This window comes from Polycladidibacter hongkongensis (genome assembly GCF_001561995.1).
Classification (GTDB): domain Bacteria; phylum Pseudomonadota; class Alphaproteobacteria; order Rhizobiales; family Stappiaceae; genus Pseudovibrio; species Pseudovibrio hongkongensis.
This window is the reverse complement of record NZ_LLWC01000008.1, coordinates 247,701-262,329: the sequence shown is the minus strand read 5'-3', so window position 1 is coordinate 262,329 and position 14,629 is coordinate 247,701. Positions and strand designations below refer to the sequence as shown.

General features: G+C 52.4%; 13 protein-coding genes. 4 read left to right on the top strand and 9 right to left on the bottom strand.

The annotated features are described in order from the left end of the window. Nucleotides 1-25: 25 nt before the first annotated feature. From AYK82_RS02455 to rph, 4 genes are all read right to left on the bottom strand, one after another. A complete protein-coding gene (locus AYK82_RS02455; protein ID WP_068310982.1) occupies nucleotides 26-1,264 on the bottom strand; it encodes a polyhydroxyalkanoate depolymerase in 1,239 nt (412 codons plus the stop codon). A gap of 347 nt (nucleotides 1,265-1,611) precedes the next feature. Then, nucleotides 1,612-2,775, bottom strand: coding sequence for a radical SAM family heme chaperone HemW (gene hemW / locus AYK82_RS02450; protein WP_068310980.1), 1,164 nt, complete (start codon nucleotides 2,773-2,775; stop codon nucleotides 1,612-1,614). Nucleotides 2,776-2,811: 36 nt separating this feature from the next. Next, nucleotides 2,812-3,432, bottom strand: coding sequence for an RdgB/HAM1 family non-canonical purine NTP pyrophosphatase (rdgB, locus tag AYK82_RS02445; protein ID WP_068310979.1), 621 nt, complete (start codon nucleotides 3,430-3,432; stop codon nucleotides 2,812-2,814). Between the two features lie 27 nt (nucleotides 3,433-3,459). Continuing rightward, nucleotides 3,460-4,179: a ribonuclease PH gene (rph, locus tag AYK82_RS02440; RefSeq protein ID WP_082733684.1), complete on the bottom strand. Its 720-nt coding sequence runs from the start codon at nucleotides 4,177-4,179 to the stop codon at nucleotides 3,460-3,462. A gap of 193 nt (nucleotides 4,180-4,372) precedes the next feature. Between rph and hrcA the strand changes: the two genes are divergently transcribed. Together hrcA and moeB are read left to right on the top strand one after the other, a co-directional pair. After that, nucleotides 4,373-5,458 (top strand): heat-inducible transcriptional repressor HrcA, encoded by a 1,086-nt coding sequence (hrcA, locus tag AYK82_RS02435; protein ID WP_068310975.1) that lies wholly within the window; start codon nucleotides 4,373-4,375, stop codon nucleotides 5,456-5,458. A gap of 41 nt (nucleotides 5,459-5,499) precedes the next feature. Continuing rightward, nucleotides 5,500-6,309 carry a molybdopterin-synthase adenylyltransferase MoeB gene (moeB, locus tag AYK82_RS02430; RefSeq protein WP_068310973.1) on the top strand — a complete coding sequence of 270 codons (810 nt, stop codon included), beginning with the start codon at nucleotides 5,500-5,502 and terminating at the stop codon, nucleotides 6,307-6,309. A 3-nt stretch (nucleotides 6,310-6,312) separates the two neighbouring features. On the opposite strand, the gene AYK82_RS02425 is transcribed toward moeB, so the two are convergent. After that, a complete protein-coding gene (locus AYK82_RS02425; RefSeq protein WP_068310970.1) occupies nucleotides 6,313-6,762 on the bottom strand; it encodes an Lrp/AsnC family transcriptional regulator in 450 nt (149 codons plus the stop codon). Between the two features lie 165 nt (nucleotides 6,763-6,927). On the opposite strand from AYK82_RS02425, the gene AYK82_RS02420 reads away from it, so the two are divergent. Further along, complete coding sequence (locus AYK82_RS02420; RefSeq protein WP_068311311.1) at nucleotides 6,928-8,010, top strand: ornithine cyclodeaminase; 1,083 nt, start codon at nucleotides 6,928-6,930, stop codon at nucleotides 8,008-8,010. Nucleotides 8,011-8,039: 29 nt separating this feature from the next. Beyond that, nucleotides 8,040-8,978 carry a citrulline utilization hydrolase CtlX gene (ctlX, locus tag AYK82_RS02415; RefSeq protein WP_156453235.1) on the top strand — a complete coding sequence of 313 codons (939 nt, stop codon included), beginning with the start codon at nucleotides 8,040-8,042 and terminating at the stop codon, nucleotides 8,976-8,978. Nucleotides 8,979-9,063: 85 nt separating this feature from the next. Here ctlX and AYK82_RS02410 read toward each other — a convergent pair whose 3' ends face one another. From AYK82_RS02410 to AYK82_RS02395, 4 genes are all read right to left on the bottom strand, one after another. Beyond that, on the bottom strand, nucleotides 9,064-9,822 hold the full coding sequence (locus AYK82_RS02410; protein WP_068310967.1) for a TetR/AcrR family transcriptional regulator: 759 nt from the start codon (nucleotides 9,820-9,822) through the stop codon (nucleotides 9,064-9,066). 77 nt (nucleotides 9,823-9,899) lie between these two features. After that, complete coding sequence (gene polA, locus AYK82_RS02405) at nucleotides 9,900-12,830, bottom strand: DNA polymerase I (RefSeq protein WP_068310964.1); 2,931 nt, start codon at nucleotides 12,828-12,830, stop codon at nucleotides 9,900-9,902. Between the two features lie 95 nt (nucleotides 12,831-12,925). Continuing rightward, nucleotides 12,926-13,789: a DUF2092 domain-containing protein gene (locus AYK82_RS02400; RefSeq protein ID WP_068310962.1), complete on the bottom strand. Its 864-nt coding sequence runs from the start codon at nucleotides 13,787-13,789 to the stop codon at nucleotides 12,926-12,928. 78 nt (nucleotides 13,790-13,867) lie between these two features. Continuing rightward, complete coding sequence (locus AYK82_RS02395; RefSeq protein WP_068310959.1) at nucleotides 13,868-14,413, bottom strand: FxsA family protein; 546 nt, start codon at nucleotides 14,411-14,413, stop codon at nucleotides 13,868-13,870. Nucleotides 14,414-14,629 lie beyond the last annotated feature (216 nt).

Below are 14,629 nucleotides of genomic sequence, written 5' to 3'. Positions count from 1 at the left end.
ATTCCACACTTTTAGAAGCTTTTAATTACTTCTTAATTTCTGGAAATGAGTTGATAAAATCTCGAATACGCGGCGCAATTTCGGATCTAAAGCGTGAGCCATTAAACACTCCGTAGTGGCCGACACCCTCCTGAAGATAGTGAGCCCGCCGCTTTTGAGGAATATTGCTTGCCAAATCATGAGCGGCTTTCGTCTGCCCGACACCGGAAATGTCGTCTTTCTCGCCTTCTACCGTAAACAGCGCCGTGCCGGTTATTGCATCTGGGTTTACAAGCCGGCCACGATGGCGCATCTCGCCCATAGGAAGGGAATGAGAGATGAACACGGTTTCAACTGTTTGCAGATAAAACTCCGCTGTAAGGTCCATTACAGCAAGGTACTCATCGTAAAACTCGCGGTGGGCCTCGGCGCTGTCGCCATCGCCTTCCACCAAATGCTGGAAAAATTCGCGATGGGCCACCATATGGCGATCCAGATTCATGCTCATAAAGCCTGAAAGCTGCAAAAACCCGGGGTAAACCATGCGGCGGAACCCTTTATGCGGAAAGGGTACTTCCATTAACACATTCCGGCGAAACCAATCCAAACCCTTTTCTGCGGCAAGATCATTTACAGCAGTGGGGGAGATGCGCGTGTCGATCGGACCGCCCATTAAAGTCATGGTGGCAGGTGCATTAGGGTTCTTGTCTTCTGCCATCAAAGCCGCCGCTGCAAACGCCGGAACCGAGGGTTGGCAGACTGCCAGCATGTGGCAATCAGGACCGAGAAATTCGAGCATTTCGATAAGATAGTCGATGTAGTCATCAAGATCGAAACTACCTTCTGATAGAGGCACATTGCGCGCATCAATCCAGTCAGTGATGTATACCTCGTGGTCGGGCAGCAGTGCTTTTACAGTGCCACGCAACAACGTCGCAAAGTGGCCGGACATTGGTGAGACGATGAGGAGCTTAGGTAGCGGTTTTTTCGACGCTTTAGCGCGCCGAAAGAGCAGAAGGTCGCAGAAGGGCTTTTGCCAAACAACCTGCTCGGAAATAGCGACTTTCTCTCCACCTTGCTCAGTATGGGTAATACCAAACTGCGGCTTTGCATAACGGCGGGTCAATCGCTCCATCATCTCGCAGGACGCGGCAACGGTTTTTCCAAACTGGCTTTGCGAGAGGGGGTTGATTGGGTTTTGATAAAAGTGCTTGGTCGCTTCCGCAACTGCGCGCCATGGGGAAATTGCGGCGTGGTTGAGTTCATACAAATGATAGAACGGCACGGCTTTTCTCCTGTTTTGCGGCGGCTGTTCAGGTGCGAACAGGCTTTGTTCTAGGAGTTTGCATGAAAGCAGTTGCTCCCCAAACGTAGCCCTTATTTCTTGCTGCACCGCATCAATATACGGTGATATACTTAGACAGCGCAAGAGCGGTCTTGGGATAACAATGCGCCGCGATCTTTGGACTTTGGTATGTTTTGTCTTTTCAGTAGATAACTAACAGCAGTTTCCTAGGAAATGCTGCGATGCACAATTATGATTTATCACTGTTTTGAAAGAGTTTATCCTGCTGGCTATGAATCCTGCAGAAATGACTTAATAGAAAACAAAGGGGCTACAGTCAATTTGCGTCAGTCGCTCGCCAATTCTGCAAGAATAGAATTTAAAAGCGGTCGCCCGGCAATGGTTGCGCGCAAAGTATTGTTTCCAGCCCATTCAATCAAACCGTGCTCTTGCAAGTTTGACAAACGCTGGTGATCAAAACGGCGGCCGGACAACCGCTCGTAGCGCCCGACGTCCATGCCTTCTGCCAGACGCATACTCATGAGAAGGTACTCATCTGCCTGCAAATGCGGGGCAAGGTGCTCTTCCTCATGAATGGCGTGGCCCTTGTGCTGCACCGCCTGTAGCCAGCTTTCGGGATGTGAGAGCGTTGTCGTGGCCCACTTCTCGCCGCTCTTTAATGTCAAACGTCCATGAGCACCGGGGCCTACACCAACATAATCGCCATAGCGCCAATAAACGAGATTGTGCTGGCACTGTGCACCCAAAGCTGCGTGGTTGGACACTTCATAGGCCGGCAGGCCACGCGCCACTGTTATCTCCTGCGTAATATCATACATATCCGCCGCATAATCACCATCGAGCATCTCCAGTTTACCGGCCGCATAAAGGCGGTGGAACATGGTGCCTTCTTCGATTGTTAGCTGATACATGGAGAGATGGTCTGCCGCCAGATCTATGGCGCGGTGCAGTTCTTGACGCCATCCGGCATGGGTTTGGCCGGGCCTTGCATAGATCAGATCAAACGAGATGCGAGGGAATGTGTTGCGGGCGGTATCGACTGCCTGAATCGCCTCGGCAACCGAGTGTTGACGGCCAAGACGCTTCAGCTCGGTATCATCTAGCGCTTGAATGCCAACAGAAAGACGATTAACCCCCGCGCTGCGATAACCCTTAAAGCGGGTCGCTTCGACGCTGGTGGGGTTTGCCTCCATAGAGATTTCCGCAGTGCTTGGAAGGTGCCAAAGTGCGGCGATTTCATCGATAACCGCCGCTACTGTTTCCGGCAGCATGAGAGACGGCGTGCCACCGCCAAAGAAGACCGAGCCAACCTCGCGCCCCTTGGTGATTTGCGCGAAATGGCGCAGTTCTTGGCGCAGAGCATCGGCATAGGCTTGTTGCGACGGGGCCTGATGGCGGACATACGAGTTAAAATCGCAATACGGGCATTTGGCCAAACAAAACGGCCAGTGCACATATATTCCAAATCCGCCATCGGGGTTTATTGTCATTGTTTCTCGCGCCTTGGCGTTATTTAGCCAGTGCCACTAAAGGCACTCGGCCTGAAATTTCGCAAACGCGCGGGCACGGTGGGAAAGCGGTTCGCCATTTGGCAGTGTGTGCTTTTCTTCCTTACCCATTTCACCAAAGGTGCGGCTTTCGCCCTCAGGCTGGAACATCGGATCGTAGCCAAAACCTTCTAAACCACGTGGCGGCCAAATAGCTTCGCCATGCACTTCGCCGCGATAGAACTGGGTATGCCCATCGGGCCACGCCAAGCACAGCACTGCCACAAAAAATGCAGCTCTATCCTGCGCTTGGTTTGCCTGCAGCGCATCTTCCACCTTTTGCATCGCCTGGCCGAAATCCTTACTCTCGCCCGCCCAGCGTGCGGAGTAGATGCCCGGATCATTGCCAAGCGCGCTTACGCAGAAGCCACTGTCATCAGCAAGAGCGGGAAGGCCTGTTGCCTTGGCAGCTGCCAGCGCCTTTAGGGCGGCGTTGGCCTCAAAGGTTGTGCCGGTTTCCTCTGGCTCTGGCAGATCAAGATCGCCAGCGCTGAGCACTTCAAAACCATGCGGCGCCAACATCTCGTTGATCTCGCGCAGCTTACCTTTGTTGTGGCTGGCCAGCACCAGTTTTCCCGGCTGCAGTTTTCGCTCGCTCATGATGTGTTGCTCCTGCGTTTGCCGGGATTAAAGGATAGAGAGCTTTTGCAGCTCAACCAGCTTGGCGATATTGGTTTTAGCAAGACCCATCAACTGGCCGAACTCTTCCTCAGAGAAAGGTTTGCCTTCAGCTGTACCTTGAATTTCAACAATGCCGCCCGATCCGGTCATTACAAAGTTTGCATCTGTCTCGGCAGCGCTGTCTTCCAAGTAATCCAGATCAGCAACAGGAACGCCCTCATAAATACCGCAGGAAATTGCCGCGATATGATCCTTGAGAACAGCATCTTTCTTGATCATGTCGCGCGCTTCCATCCACGCAAGACAGTCATTCAACGCAACCCACGCGCCAGTAATAGAGGCAGTGCGAGTGCCGCCATCTGCCTGAATCACATCACAATCAATGGTGATCTGACGCTCACCCAGCGCATCCATATCCACCACAGCACGCAGGGCGCGGCCAATGAGGCGCTGGATTTCTTGTGTGCGGCCAGATTGCTTGCCTGAAGAAGCTTCGCGGCGCATGCGATCATGAGTGGAACGCGGCAGCATGCCGTATTCTGCTGTAACCCAGCCAGAATTGCGCCCGCGCATCCACGGCGGCACGCGCTCTTCCAAGCTCGCGGTGCACAGCACATGGGTATCGCCAAATTTCACAAGGCAGGAGCCTTCGGCGTGTTTTGTAACGCTGCGCTCCAGAGTGACTGGGCGCATTTCTTCTGGACTACGTTTGGACGGACGATTCAAGCTCGGCTCCCGTTGTTACCCCGCGCAGGGGATCCCTGCTCTTGCGGCGGTTATTCTATGGTTCGTGCCCAGTATTAGCGGCGGAACCTGCCAGTTGCAAAGGCGGAATGAACTTGGCACAGAGAAACCTGCAAAAACTTGCGGCAATTGCGAAAGGCGCGCGCACTTCGTAGAGTGCCCTTTAGAGAACCTCATGGAGGCACAAGTGATTAATGCGAGCCCTTCCGCTCCGCTGGAAAATCTGGATCAGCGCTCGCGGGAGATATTCAAGCATATTGTCGAGAATTATCTCGACACTGGTGCACCACTCGGGTCGCGCAACTTGGCCCGTGAACTAACTCAGCCCTTGTCACCAGCATCCATACGCAATGTAATGGCTGATCTAGAGCATTTGGGGCTTTTGTATTCACCGCACACCAGCGCGGGACGCCTGCCGACGGAAAGCGGTCTGCGGCTGTTTGTTGACGGATTTCTAGAGGTTGGCGACCTTACCATGGAAGAGCGCGAGCGGATCGCCTTGCAGGTCAAGGCAAAGGGAGGAGAACGGACCACCGAGCAAGTGCTCACAGAAGCAAGCCAGTTACTTTCCGGGCTGACACGCGGAGCAGGGGTGGTATTGTCCCACCGGCAAGACGCGACCCTGCGACATATCGAATTTGTGCGCATCGAACCCCTAAAAGCCCTTGTCGTGCTGGTTTCGCAAGATGGTGCCATTGAAAACCGTGTCATTGATTTGCCCGCTGGCTTGCCGCAATCTGCCTTGGTTGAAGCATCGAATTATCTCAACACGATTTTACAGCACCGCACACTGGACGAGGTGCGCACAGAGCTGGAAAAACAGCGCGAGGCGAATAAGCGCGAGCTTGATGAGCTTACTAGCAAGCTAATTGACGCAGGGCTTGCGGTTTGGGGCGGTGATGAGCAGGACGAAGGCACTTTGATTGTGAGAGGGCGCTCCAACCTGCTGAGCGATGTGGCCGCCGCTGAAGATCTTGAACGCATCCGCCTTCTCTTTGACGATTTAGAAAGCAAGAAGGATTTGATCCACCTGCTTGATCTTGCAGGCGGCGGCGAGGGTGTGCGCATCTTCATAGGTTCGGAAAATCGCTTATTTTCCCTCTCTGGATCATCCCTTATTGTTTCGCCCTATCGCGATAGCGATCAGCGTGTTATCGGCGTGCTCGGGGTGATTGGGCCAACACGACTTAATTATGCCAAGGTGGTGCCGATGGTGGATTACACCGCTCGCCTAGTGAGCAGAATTCTGGGCGAGCCTTAAGCTACCTCGAATAAACAAGAATACAATTTGGAGAACACCACGTGCTAAGCCCGAGTGAACTGGAACGTTACGCCCGCCACATTGTCCTGCAAGATGTTGGTGGACAGGGGCAGCAAAAACTAAAAGACGCCCGTGTTCTTGTTGTCGGTGCTGGGGGGCTCGGTGCACCGGTTTTGCAATATCTAGCCGCTGCCGGAGTTGGAACCCTTGGCATTGTTGATGATGATTGTGTTTCTCTTTCCAATCTGCAACGGCAAGTTATTCACCGCACTGATGCGCTGGGCGAACCGAAAGTTGCCAGCGCGGCTGAGGCAATCGCGGCGATTAATCCACATGTCACAGTGGAGCCATATCCAACGCGCTTAAACGCACAAAATGCGCTGGCCTTAATCTCCAAATTCGATGTTGTGGTGGATGGGACAGATAACTTTGATGCCCGCTACCTGATTTCAGATGCTTGTTTCTTTGCAAAGAAGCCCTTGGTGAGCGCAGCTGTCGGGCAGTTTGACGGCTCGATTACGTTGCTCAAGCCATATGTGCAGGATGAGAGTGGCCACTACATCAACCCGACATACCGTTGTCTGTTTCCGCAAAAGCCCAAGGCAGGCGTGTTGCCTTCTTGCACTGAGGCTGGCGTACTGGGAGCCTTGACTGGGCTGGTTGGCTCATTGCAAGCACTTGAAATCATTAAAGAAATTGTTGGATTTGGCGAAGGGCTGGTTGGCCGCCTGTTACTGGTTGATACCAAAGCAATGCACTTTGAGACAATCAAATACAAGCGCTCGGACAAAAACCCGCTTAACGGTGACAACCCTCTTAGCTGGGCCGAACTGCTAGAAAGTAGCGTCTAGCACCTAGACAGAGCTCAACAACAAGCTGGTTTCGCTGTTAAGCACGCCGTCGATCATGCGCACCTCACGCAAGATACGATCGAATTCGGCCAATGAGCTGGTCTGCACTTCAGCGACAAGATCCCATGCGCCATTAGTCGTGTGAAGCTTGGTGAGTTCTGGCATGCCGCGCAGGCGTTTAATCACTTGCGTGGTAGATTTGCCAACCACTTCAATTAGCATAACTGCGCGGATGGTGTTTTCATCATAGTCTTCCCGCACTCGAATGGTGAAGCCAAGCAAGGCGCCTGAATCCAGCAGTCTATCAAGGCGGTTTTGCACTGTGCCGCGGGAAACCATGAGAATATCCGCCAGTTTTGCCAGGGGTGCGCGGGCATCCTTACGGAGCAACGAGATCAATTCACGGTCAAGCTCGTCAAACTGGTGCTTGGCATGTCTTCCCGTTTCTTTCATTTGCCCTCATGCTTCACAATCTACAATTCGTCAATTTTATCTAGCATATTGCCCAGTTTTTTCCAGAAAATTTGTTTTTCTTTGGTATTTTTTTTGAAAATGCTGGTTCTTAAGCTCCTTGTCAAACGCAGAAAGCGGGCAACAAAGCAACTTCAGGAGTTCCCCATGAATGTCATCCCACCCAAGGATATCAACCTCGTTCCTTTTGTCAGTGTTGATCATATGATGAAACTGGTACTGAAGCTCGGTGTGGGTACGGTACTCAACGGAATTGCCAAGGCAATAGAAGACGATTTCCGCCGCTGGGAGCTGTTTGATAAAACACCACGCGTTGCCTCTCACTCAAAGGAAGGCGTTATTGAGTTGATGCCGACCAGCGATGGCGAGGTCTATGGCTTTAAATATGTAAACGGCCACCCAAAGAACATGAAGGAAGGCCTGCAAACCGTAACCGCCTTCGGTCTGCTTGCTGATGTCAACTCCGGTTATCCGGTAATGCTAAGCGAGATGACCATCCTTACCGCGCTGCGCACCGCGGCCACTTCCGCAGTTGCCGCCAAGTACCTCGCCCCCAAGGGCTCCAAGTGCATGGCGATGATCGGCAATGGCGCGCAGTCAGAGTTTCAGGCTTTGGCGTTTAAGGCCCTGCTCGGCATTGATGAATTGCGCCTATACGATGTGGACCCTGTTGCCACCGAGAAATGCATGCAAAATCTCGAAGGCTTCGGCTTCAAGATGACAGCCTGCACCTCCGCAGAAGACGCCGTAGAAGGGGCGCAGATCATCACAACAGTGACTGCCGACAAGCAATATGCCACGATTTTGACCGATAACATGGTTGGCTCTGGCGTGCATATCAACGCGATTGGAGGCGACTGCCCGGGCAAAACCGAGCTGCACAAAGACATCCTGCTTCGCTCTGACATCTTTGTCGAGTACCCGCCACAGACCCGCATTGAGGGCGAGATCCAGCAGCTTCCGGAGGATTACCCGGTTAAAGAGCTGTGGCAGGTAATGACTGGCGCGATTGAGGGGCGCAAGGCACCAGAGCAAGTTACCCTGTTTGATAGCGTTGGCTTTGCGATTGAGGATTTCTCGGCTCTTCGCTACATCCACGGCAAGCTAAAAGAAACAGGAATGTACGAAAATCTGGACATGATCGCTGATCCCGACGAACCGCGCGATTTGTTCGGCATGCTGCTGCGGGCTTCTGTGGCAAACCCAGATTTGCCTAGCCCTGCCCTCTAAGTGCCAATCAAACCACAAGCGAGATAGCGATGAGCGAGACTTTGACGAGACAGCGCCGGTCTGTACAGGCCCCTGACGCGGTGGTGATGATCCGCCCACACCACTTTCAGGTAAACACAGAAACTGCGGCTGATAACGCCTTTCAAAGCGATCAATCTGCCGCGCCAGAACTGTCTCGTCAGGCATATGACGAGATCACCAAGGCAGCAGAAACACTAGAAAGCCACGGAGTTCGCGTTCATCTGTTCGAGGATACTGGGAAAGAAACGCCCGATTCCGTGTTTCCAAACAACTGGTTCTCTACCCATGCTGGCGGGCATATTGCCATCTACCCGATGCATGCTGTTAATCGCAGAAAGGAACGACGCGCTGATATCATCGAGTTTCTTAAGCGAACCTATCGGGTGCAGGATATCATCGACTACTCTGGCCTCGAGCCGGACCTCCTGTTTCTTGAGGGAACAGGTGCGATGGTGCTTGATCACATTGACCGCGTGGCATATGCGGCAGAATCCAATCGAACGGACCCCATCGCGCTTGAACGCTTTTGCACGCATTTCAATTTCGAACCAATGGCATTTGCCTCCGTGGATGCGCAAGGCAAGGCTATTTATCACTCCAACGTGATGATGTGCATAGCTACCGAGTTTGCCATGGTTGGCTTAACAAGCATTGTCAATCCGATGCGCAGAGACGAAGTTGCTGACAGGCTTGCGCGTTCAGGCCGCGATGTTATCTCGCTCAGTCATGAGCAGATTTCAGAGTTTGCTGGCAATGCTATAGAATTGCAAGGGCGTGAGGGGCGCCTCTTGGCACTTTCCAGCCGGGCTCTCAAAGCCCTAACAGCGGAACAAAAGGTTGTCATAGAGCGCACCGCTCAACTGCTACCACTAGATATTCCAAGTATCGAGCTGGCAGGGGGGTCTGTGCGCTGCACTCTTGCTGGCGTGCATCTAACCCGCCGCTAGCGATTGCGAAGCAACGCTTTCGGCACCAATATGGGGCGTCGCAATCGCGCCGCCACCGCTTAGCTACCTCGCGAGTTCAGCTGGTTCACTGGTTTGATTTTAGTGGCCAGCTGATCTCTTCAAAGCGGGCATCCAGCTCTTCTTGCGCTTCCACAGGCGGTACGGAGGCCTGTTCCTGCGGATCAGAATTGGGTTTTGGCACTTCCCCTTCAATCTTGCCAACTTGCGCAAAGCGCAGGCGAGCAAGCGAAAACGCGTCCGATATCGCTTCCTCGCGATCGAATTGCACCGCGGCAGACATTGCCCCTTCCAGAGTTTGAAAGAACAAACGCGCGCCTTGTTCAGCACTTCCCTCGGCTTTTGCAGTCAACACAATTTCTTGCAGGCTACTCAATTGTTCAGCTTTCGCCGCTCTGGCTGCTTTGTGCACCTGATGACGGGGCGAGGGAAACTCGGCAACCGCCTTTGACAATATGCAGCCGGTGAAGCGACTATCTAGCAGCGTTTCTTCCAACTGTTTCAAAGGGGCATGCAGAGGGCTTTCATCTGCTTTGAGGCAAGCATCCAGCGCTTCTTGCAGATGCTCCATCCAGTGCTTTGTGTGCAATTGCAAGCAAGCGCAAATCAGGTCGTCTTTTGTGTCAAAATGCTTGTAGATCGTTGTTTTCGAGACACCCGTTTTGGTAACCAAATCCTCCATGCCGGTGGCCTGAATGCCTTGCCGGTTAAAAAGGATCAGCGCTTTATGCACCAACTGCTCGCGTTTACTGGTCGCCACTTGTGCCTCGGTATAACATTTGTTGCCTTTGTAGAACTTGGCAATACCTAAACTAGCCTTTGCCAAGCTGGATACTTAAGCGAGAAAGCAGAGATGTAACAACCCTTGTGAGATTATTCTGCCACATTCACAACCTGTTTGTTTTAGTGGGCTTCTTCCCAATTATCCGCCGCTTGCGCATCCACCTTCAGCGGAACAGAAAGCTGCATAACTGGCTCACAAGCTGTTTCCATAACCTGTTTAACAAGAGGAATGGTGGTTTCGACCTGTTCACTCGGCAGCTCGAAAATCAACTCATCATGCACTTGCAAGAGCATTTGCGCATCTGAACCCGCTTCTAGCAGCGCCGCGTCCATGCGCACCATCGCCCGGCGAATAATATCCGCCGCCGAACCTTGGATCGGCGCATTGATCGCTGCGCGCTCATAGAATTGGCGCATATTGGGGTTTTTGGTGTTCACATCTGGATAATGGGCGCGGCGGCCAAAGATTGTCTCTACATACCCATTGGCATGGACGAACTTCTTTGTCTCTTCCATATATTCCTGAATTCCGGGAAAGCGCTGGAAATACATCTTGATATAATCGCCCGCTTCGCCGCGCGAAATGCCAAGCTGATTAGCGAGCCCGAAAGCGGAAATGCCGTAGATGATACCGAAGTTGATAGCTTTTGCCTGTCGGCGGACCATGGGATCCATACCCTCTATGGGCATGCCAAACATTTCCGAGGCGGTCATGGTATGAATATCCAAGCCATCGGCAAAAGCTTTTTTTAACTGCGGTATGTCGGCTATATGCGCCAAGACGCGCAGCTCGATCTGGCTGTAATCAGCAGAAATAAGCTTGTTGCCAGAACCGGCAATAAACGCCTGCCGGATTTTTCGCCCATCTTCTGTTCGCACCGGAATATTCTGGATATTTGGCTCAGAAGAAGAGAGCCGCCCAGTGGTGGTTGATGCTAACGAGAACGAGGTGTGTACCCGCCCGGTCTGCGGATTGATAAAACCGGGCAAGGCATCGGTATAGGTGGATTTTAGCTTGGTGAGCTGGCGCCACTCCACTATGCGGCTTGGCATTTCATGGCCTTCTCCGGCCAGATCCTCCAGCACAGCTGCCGAGGTCGACCAAGCTCCTGTTTTCGTCTTCTTCCCGCCCGGCAAGCCCATTTTGCCGAACAGGATTTCGCCAAGCTGCTTTGGAGAGGCGATGTTGAATTTCTCCCCGGCCATTTCGTGAATTTCAGCTTCAAGCGCCGCAGCTTTTTGCGCGAAATCTCCGGAAAGGCGGGAAAGCATCTGCCGGTCAATCTGCACACCGCGCTTTTCCATAGCGCCAAGCACTTCCACCATCGGGCGTTCTAGGCGCTCATAAACACGGGTTACTTGTTCAGCCGGGAGGCGTTTTTTCAAAATGTGCCAAAGGCGCAGGGTGACATCCGCATCTTCAGCGGCATAAGCAACCGCCTTTTCCAGCGGCACCTTATCAAAGGTGATCATAGATTTGCCAGAGCCACACACCTCTTTAAATGGAATTGGTTTATGAGCTAGCCAGCGCTCGGATAGCTCATCCATACCATTGCCGCCCAAGCCAGCATCAAGCGCATAAGACATCAGCATGGTGTCATCATAGGGTGCAACCTGAATGCCATAACGGGACAGCACCAACCAATCGTATTTCAGATTCTGCGCGATTTTGAGCACAGCCGGATGCTCAAGCAGCTGCTTGAGAATAGGGATCGCTGCATCCATCGGGATCTGCCCTTCGACAAGCGCGCCGCCACCAAGCAAATCGCCCTCGCCGTCCACATGGGCAAGCGGGATGTAACAGGCCTTACCGGGCTTGGTTGCCAGAGAAACTCCCACCAAATCCGCCTGCATCGCATCTAGCGAGGTCGTTTCCGTATCAACAGCGATAAAGCCTTGCTCTAGCGCCTCATCTACCCACTTTTGCAGCTCCTCCAACGAGGAAACACACTCATAAGTGTTGCTATCTACTGGAATTGCAGCCTGCTCTGCCTTGACCTTTTCTGCCAGATTACTAGGAGTCCACAGACCGCCATTATCGCTTTCGCCGTCCACCTCGGGAGCGCTTGCAGCCGCCAGCGGCGCTTGCCATCCTGCTATTTCAAGGGTGACCGGCTCAACTGCTTCAGCTTCTACTCCGGTGTATTCAGAGAGCTTGCGGGTTAGGGTGTTCAGCCCGATCGCCTTTAAAAAGCCCAGCGCTTTTGTGCCATCAATCTGATCGAGTGAAAAACTCTCGACCGCGGTTTCGACTGGCACATCTTCTGCCAACTTTACAAGACGCCAAGAGATCCGCGCTTGCTCTGCAAATTCAATCAGATTTTCGCGGCGTTTTTTCTGCTTGATCTCTTCGGCTCTTGTTAGCAGCGTTTCTAAATCACCGTATTCGTTGATTAGCAATGCTGCCGTTTTCAGGCCAATGCCAGGTACTCCGGGAACGTTATCGACACTGTCTCCAGCCAAGGACTGCACCTCGACAACCTTATCTGGGCCAACGCCGAACTTCTCTTCCACTTCGGCAAAGCCGATCACCTTGTTCTTCATGGTATCAACCATGCCGATTTTTTCGGTGACCAGCTGCATCAAATCCTTGTCGCCTGATGCGATGGTAACTTTAGCGCCTTGCGCTGCGGCTTGCCGCGCATAAGTGGCAATAAGATCGTCTGCCTCATAGCCCTCTTGATCGATAGCAGGGACACCAAAGGCACGCGTGGCTTCACGGATCAGGCCGAACTGCGGGCGCAGATCCTCTGGTGGCGGCGGGCGGTGGGCCTTGTAATCTGGATAAAAATCATTGCGGAATGTCTTACCGGATTTATCGAAAATAACCGCTAGATGGGTGGTTTTGCGGCCCGTTTCTTTCTCGAAGCCTTCTTGCAGCAACTTCCATAGCATGTTGCAGAAGCCGGAAACTGCACCAATTGGCAGCCCATCCGACTTGCGCGTCAATGGCGGCAGCGCATGATAGGCGCGAAAAATAAATGTGGAACCGTCCACCAGAATTAGGTGGTCATTCTCAGTAAGAGCTGGGGCAAGACTAGAATTTGACATGGGGCGATCATGCCCGCGCTGCTGTGGTTTTGAAAGCCTTTAATTGCAGCTATTCAGCAGTGTTTTTGTGATCGGAGCGAATTGGACCGCATTTGCTAGAAACGACGATCCTCATCTGCATAAACGCCGCTTCGCGCGGGGCGCTGGCTTTGAATTTCACCAAGATCGACTGCACCCTCTTGCGGTGAGAACTCAAAATAGTTTTCAGGAAAGCTCGGGAAAAGTTGCCAGTTGTTGTAGCGAAGGTGCGATTGGGGAGCGCCGTCTAGCAGCTTATAGGTGATAATTAGATAGGCAGGCAGAAGCGTTTTTTCATCAACCCACACTTGCCAGTCGACCTTATCGGAAAAAAACGCCAGATGGTGGGCATTACCTTCAAACATACGTTCAATGCCGACATAAATGGCCGCATCGGTCCACCTACGAATAAACTTCTCCCTGTGGCGTGAAAGGAGCGCGGTGCCAGGAAGGGATACATCAAAGTTCTCCCGCATTTCCCAAAAGAGCTCATCTATCGAGCCGTCGAAATCTCCTTGGGTGTATAGATTTCTCGTATGATCATAGTAGGTAACAAGACCACGCGAGAACAACATAAAACTGATACCACTTGAGCGCGGTAACGTTAGGCGCAGATTGCTGTCGCCTTTTACATCGATCATGTAATCATAGACAAAGTTTAGCGGAACACCGTCTTTGAATATGCGCTCTTCACTTACCGAAACGTTGAAAGAAAAAGTGTAGTTTTTGCCAAAGGTCGCTAGCATCTGCTCCAAAATCAGCAAAGCCTGCTTGTCCCTACGTGTTGTTGGCAACTCTACTTGTTGCTTGAGCCGTTCCGTTGATACTCGGCTTGAGGGCTTGATACTCTTTTCTTCTGGCACTTCACGCGAGGCGGTTTCGGCATGTGCATTTGGCAGCGCAAAAAGCAAGAACAGGATACACAGCAAAGAGCTCGGCATTTTCTCCACCTATTTGTTCAAATAGCAGAGTACTTAGCGAGCCCTTTGAAAGCCTAAAGTGCTTCTCTCAAATGCCGATTAATCGCGATTTCCGTCTTTCCAAGGGCTGTCGGAGGAGCCAAGCCTTGGGCCGTCCTCACGATTGTTGTTTTGTTCCTGCTCATCTTGATTGCGGTGCCATTCACCCTCATCCAGATCGACAGTGTTTTTGGAGCCTTTGCGATAGCCTGTTGGTCCATTGCTGCTGAAGTTGACGCCGCCGCGCACATTTACATTGCGGATCAGCGCTTGCGCTGCCAGCATGCGCAGCGGAGGAACGAATAGTAGTAGGCCAATCGCATCACTTACAAAGCCGGGAATTAGTAACATTAGGGCCGCGACGACAATAAGCGCGCCTTGCATCAACTCGTTGGAAGGAACACGCCCTGCATCAGTTTCCGCACGGATGCGCATGAGCAGCGAGAAACCTTGTTGGCGCAGCATGATCGTTCCGGCAACGGCGGTGGCGATTGTGAGCAGCACAGTAGGCAATGCCCCAATGGAAGAACCAACCTGCACGAAGGTGTAGATCTCGATTGTCGGGACCAAAATAAAAGCTGCAAGTATGATAAGTCCGGCGGGCATTTTGCTGTTTCACTCCTTGATGGTCGCTCGGGCACATGCCTTAGGCATTGTTTACCCGTCTCTCAATATTGTGGGTCGAACGCAAAAAACAATAGCAAGCAGGGGCTCTTCCTCCACGTGCGGTGCAGATAAGATTCATTTGCAGGCTTGCCGAAATGCGCTTGAACCACAATATTTCACAGGAATGACGTAATTTCGTGACAGGTGCCTTTACAT

Excerpts from the sequence above, each read along its gene's own strand:
- hemW (WP_068310980.1), bottom strand. The coding sequence starts at position 2,775 with ATGACAATAAACCCCGATGGCGGATTTGGAATATATGTGCACTGGCCG.
- rdgB (WP_068310979.1), bottom strand. The coding sequence starts at position 3,432 with ATGAGCGAGCGAAAACTGCAGCCGGGAAAACTGGTGCTGGCCAGCCAC.
- hrcA (WP_068310975.1), top strand. The coding sequence starts at position 4,373 with ATGGAGGCACAAGTGATTAATGCGAGCCCTTCCGCTCCGCTGGAAAAT.
- AYK82_RS02425 (WP_068310970.1), bottom strand. The coding sequence starts at position 6,762 with ATGAAAGAAACGGGAAGACATGCCAAGCACCAGTTTGACGAGCTTGAC.
- AYK82_RS02420 (WP_068311311.1), top strand. The coding sequence starts at position 6,928 with ATGAATGTCATCCCACCCAAGGATATCAACCTCGTTCCTTTTGTCAGT.
- ctlX (WP_156453235.1), top strand. The coding sequence starts at position 8,040 with ATGAGCGAGACTTTGACGAGACAGCGCCGGTCTGTACAGGCCCCTGAC.
- polA (WP_068310964.1), bottom strand. The coding sequence starts at position 12,830 with ATGTCAAATTCTAGTCTTGCCCCAGCTCTTACTGAGAATGACCACCTA.
- AYK82_RS02400 (WP_068310962.1), bottom strand. The coding sequence starts at position 13,789 with ATGCCGAGCTCTTTGCTGTGTATCCTGTTCTTGCTTTTTGCGCTGCCA.
- AYK82_RS02395 (WP_068310959.1), bottom strand. The coding sequence starts at position 14,413 with ATGCCCGCCGGACTTATCATACTTGCAGCTTTTATTTTGGTCCCGACA.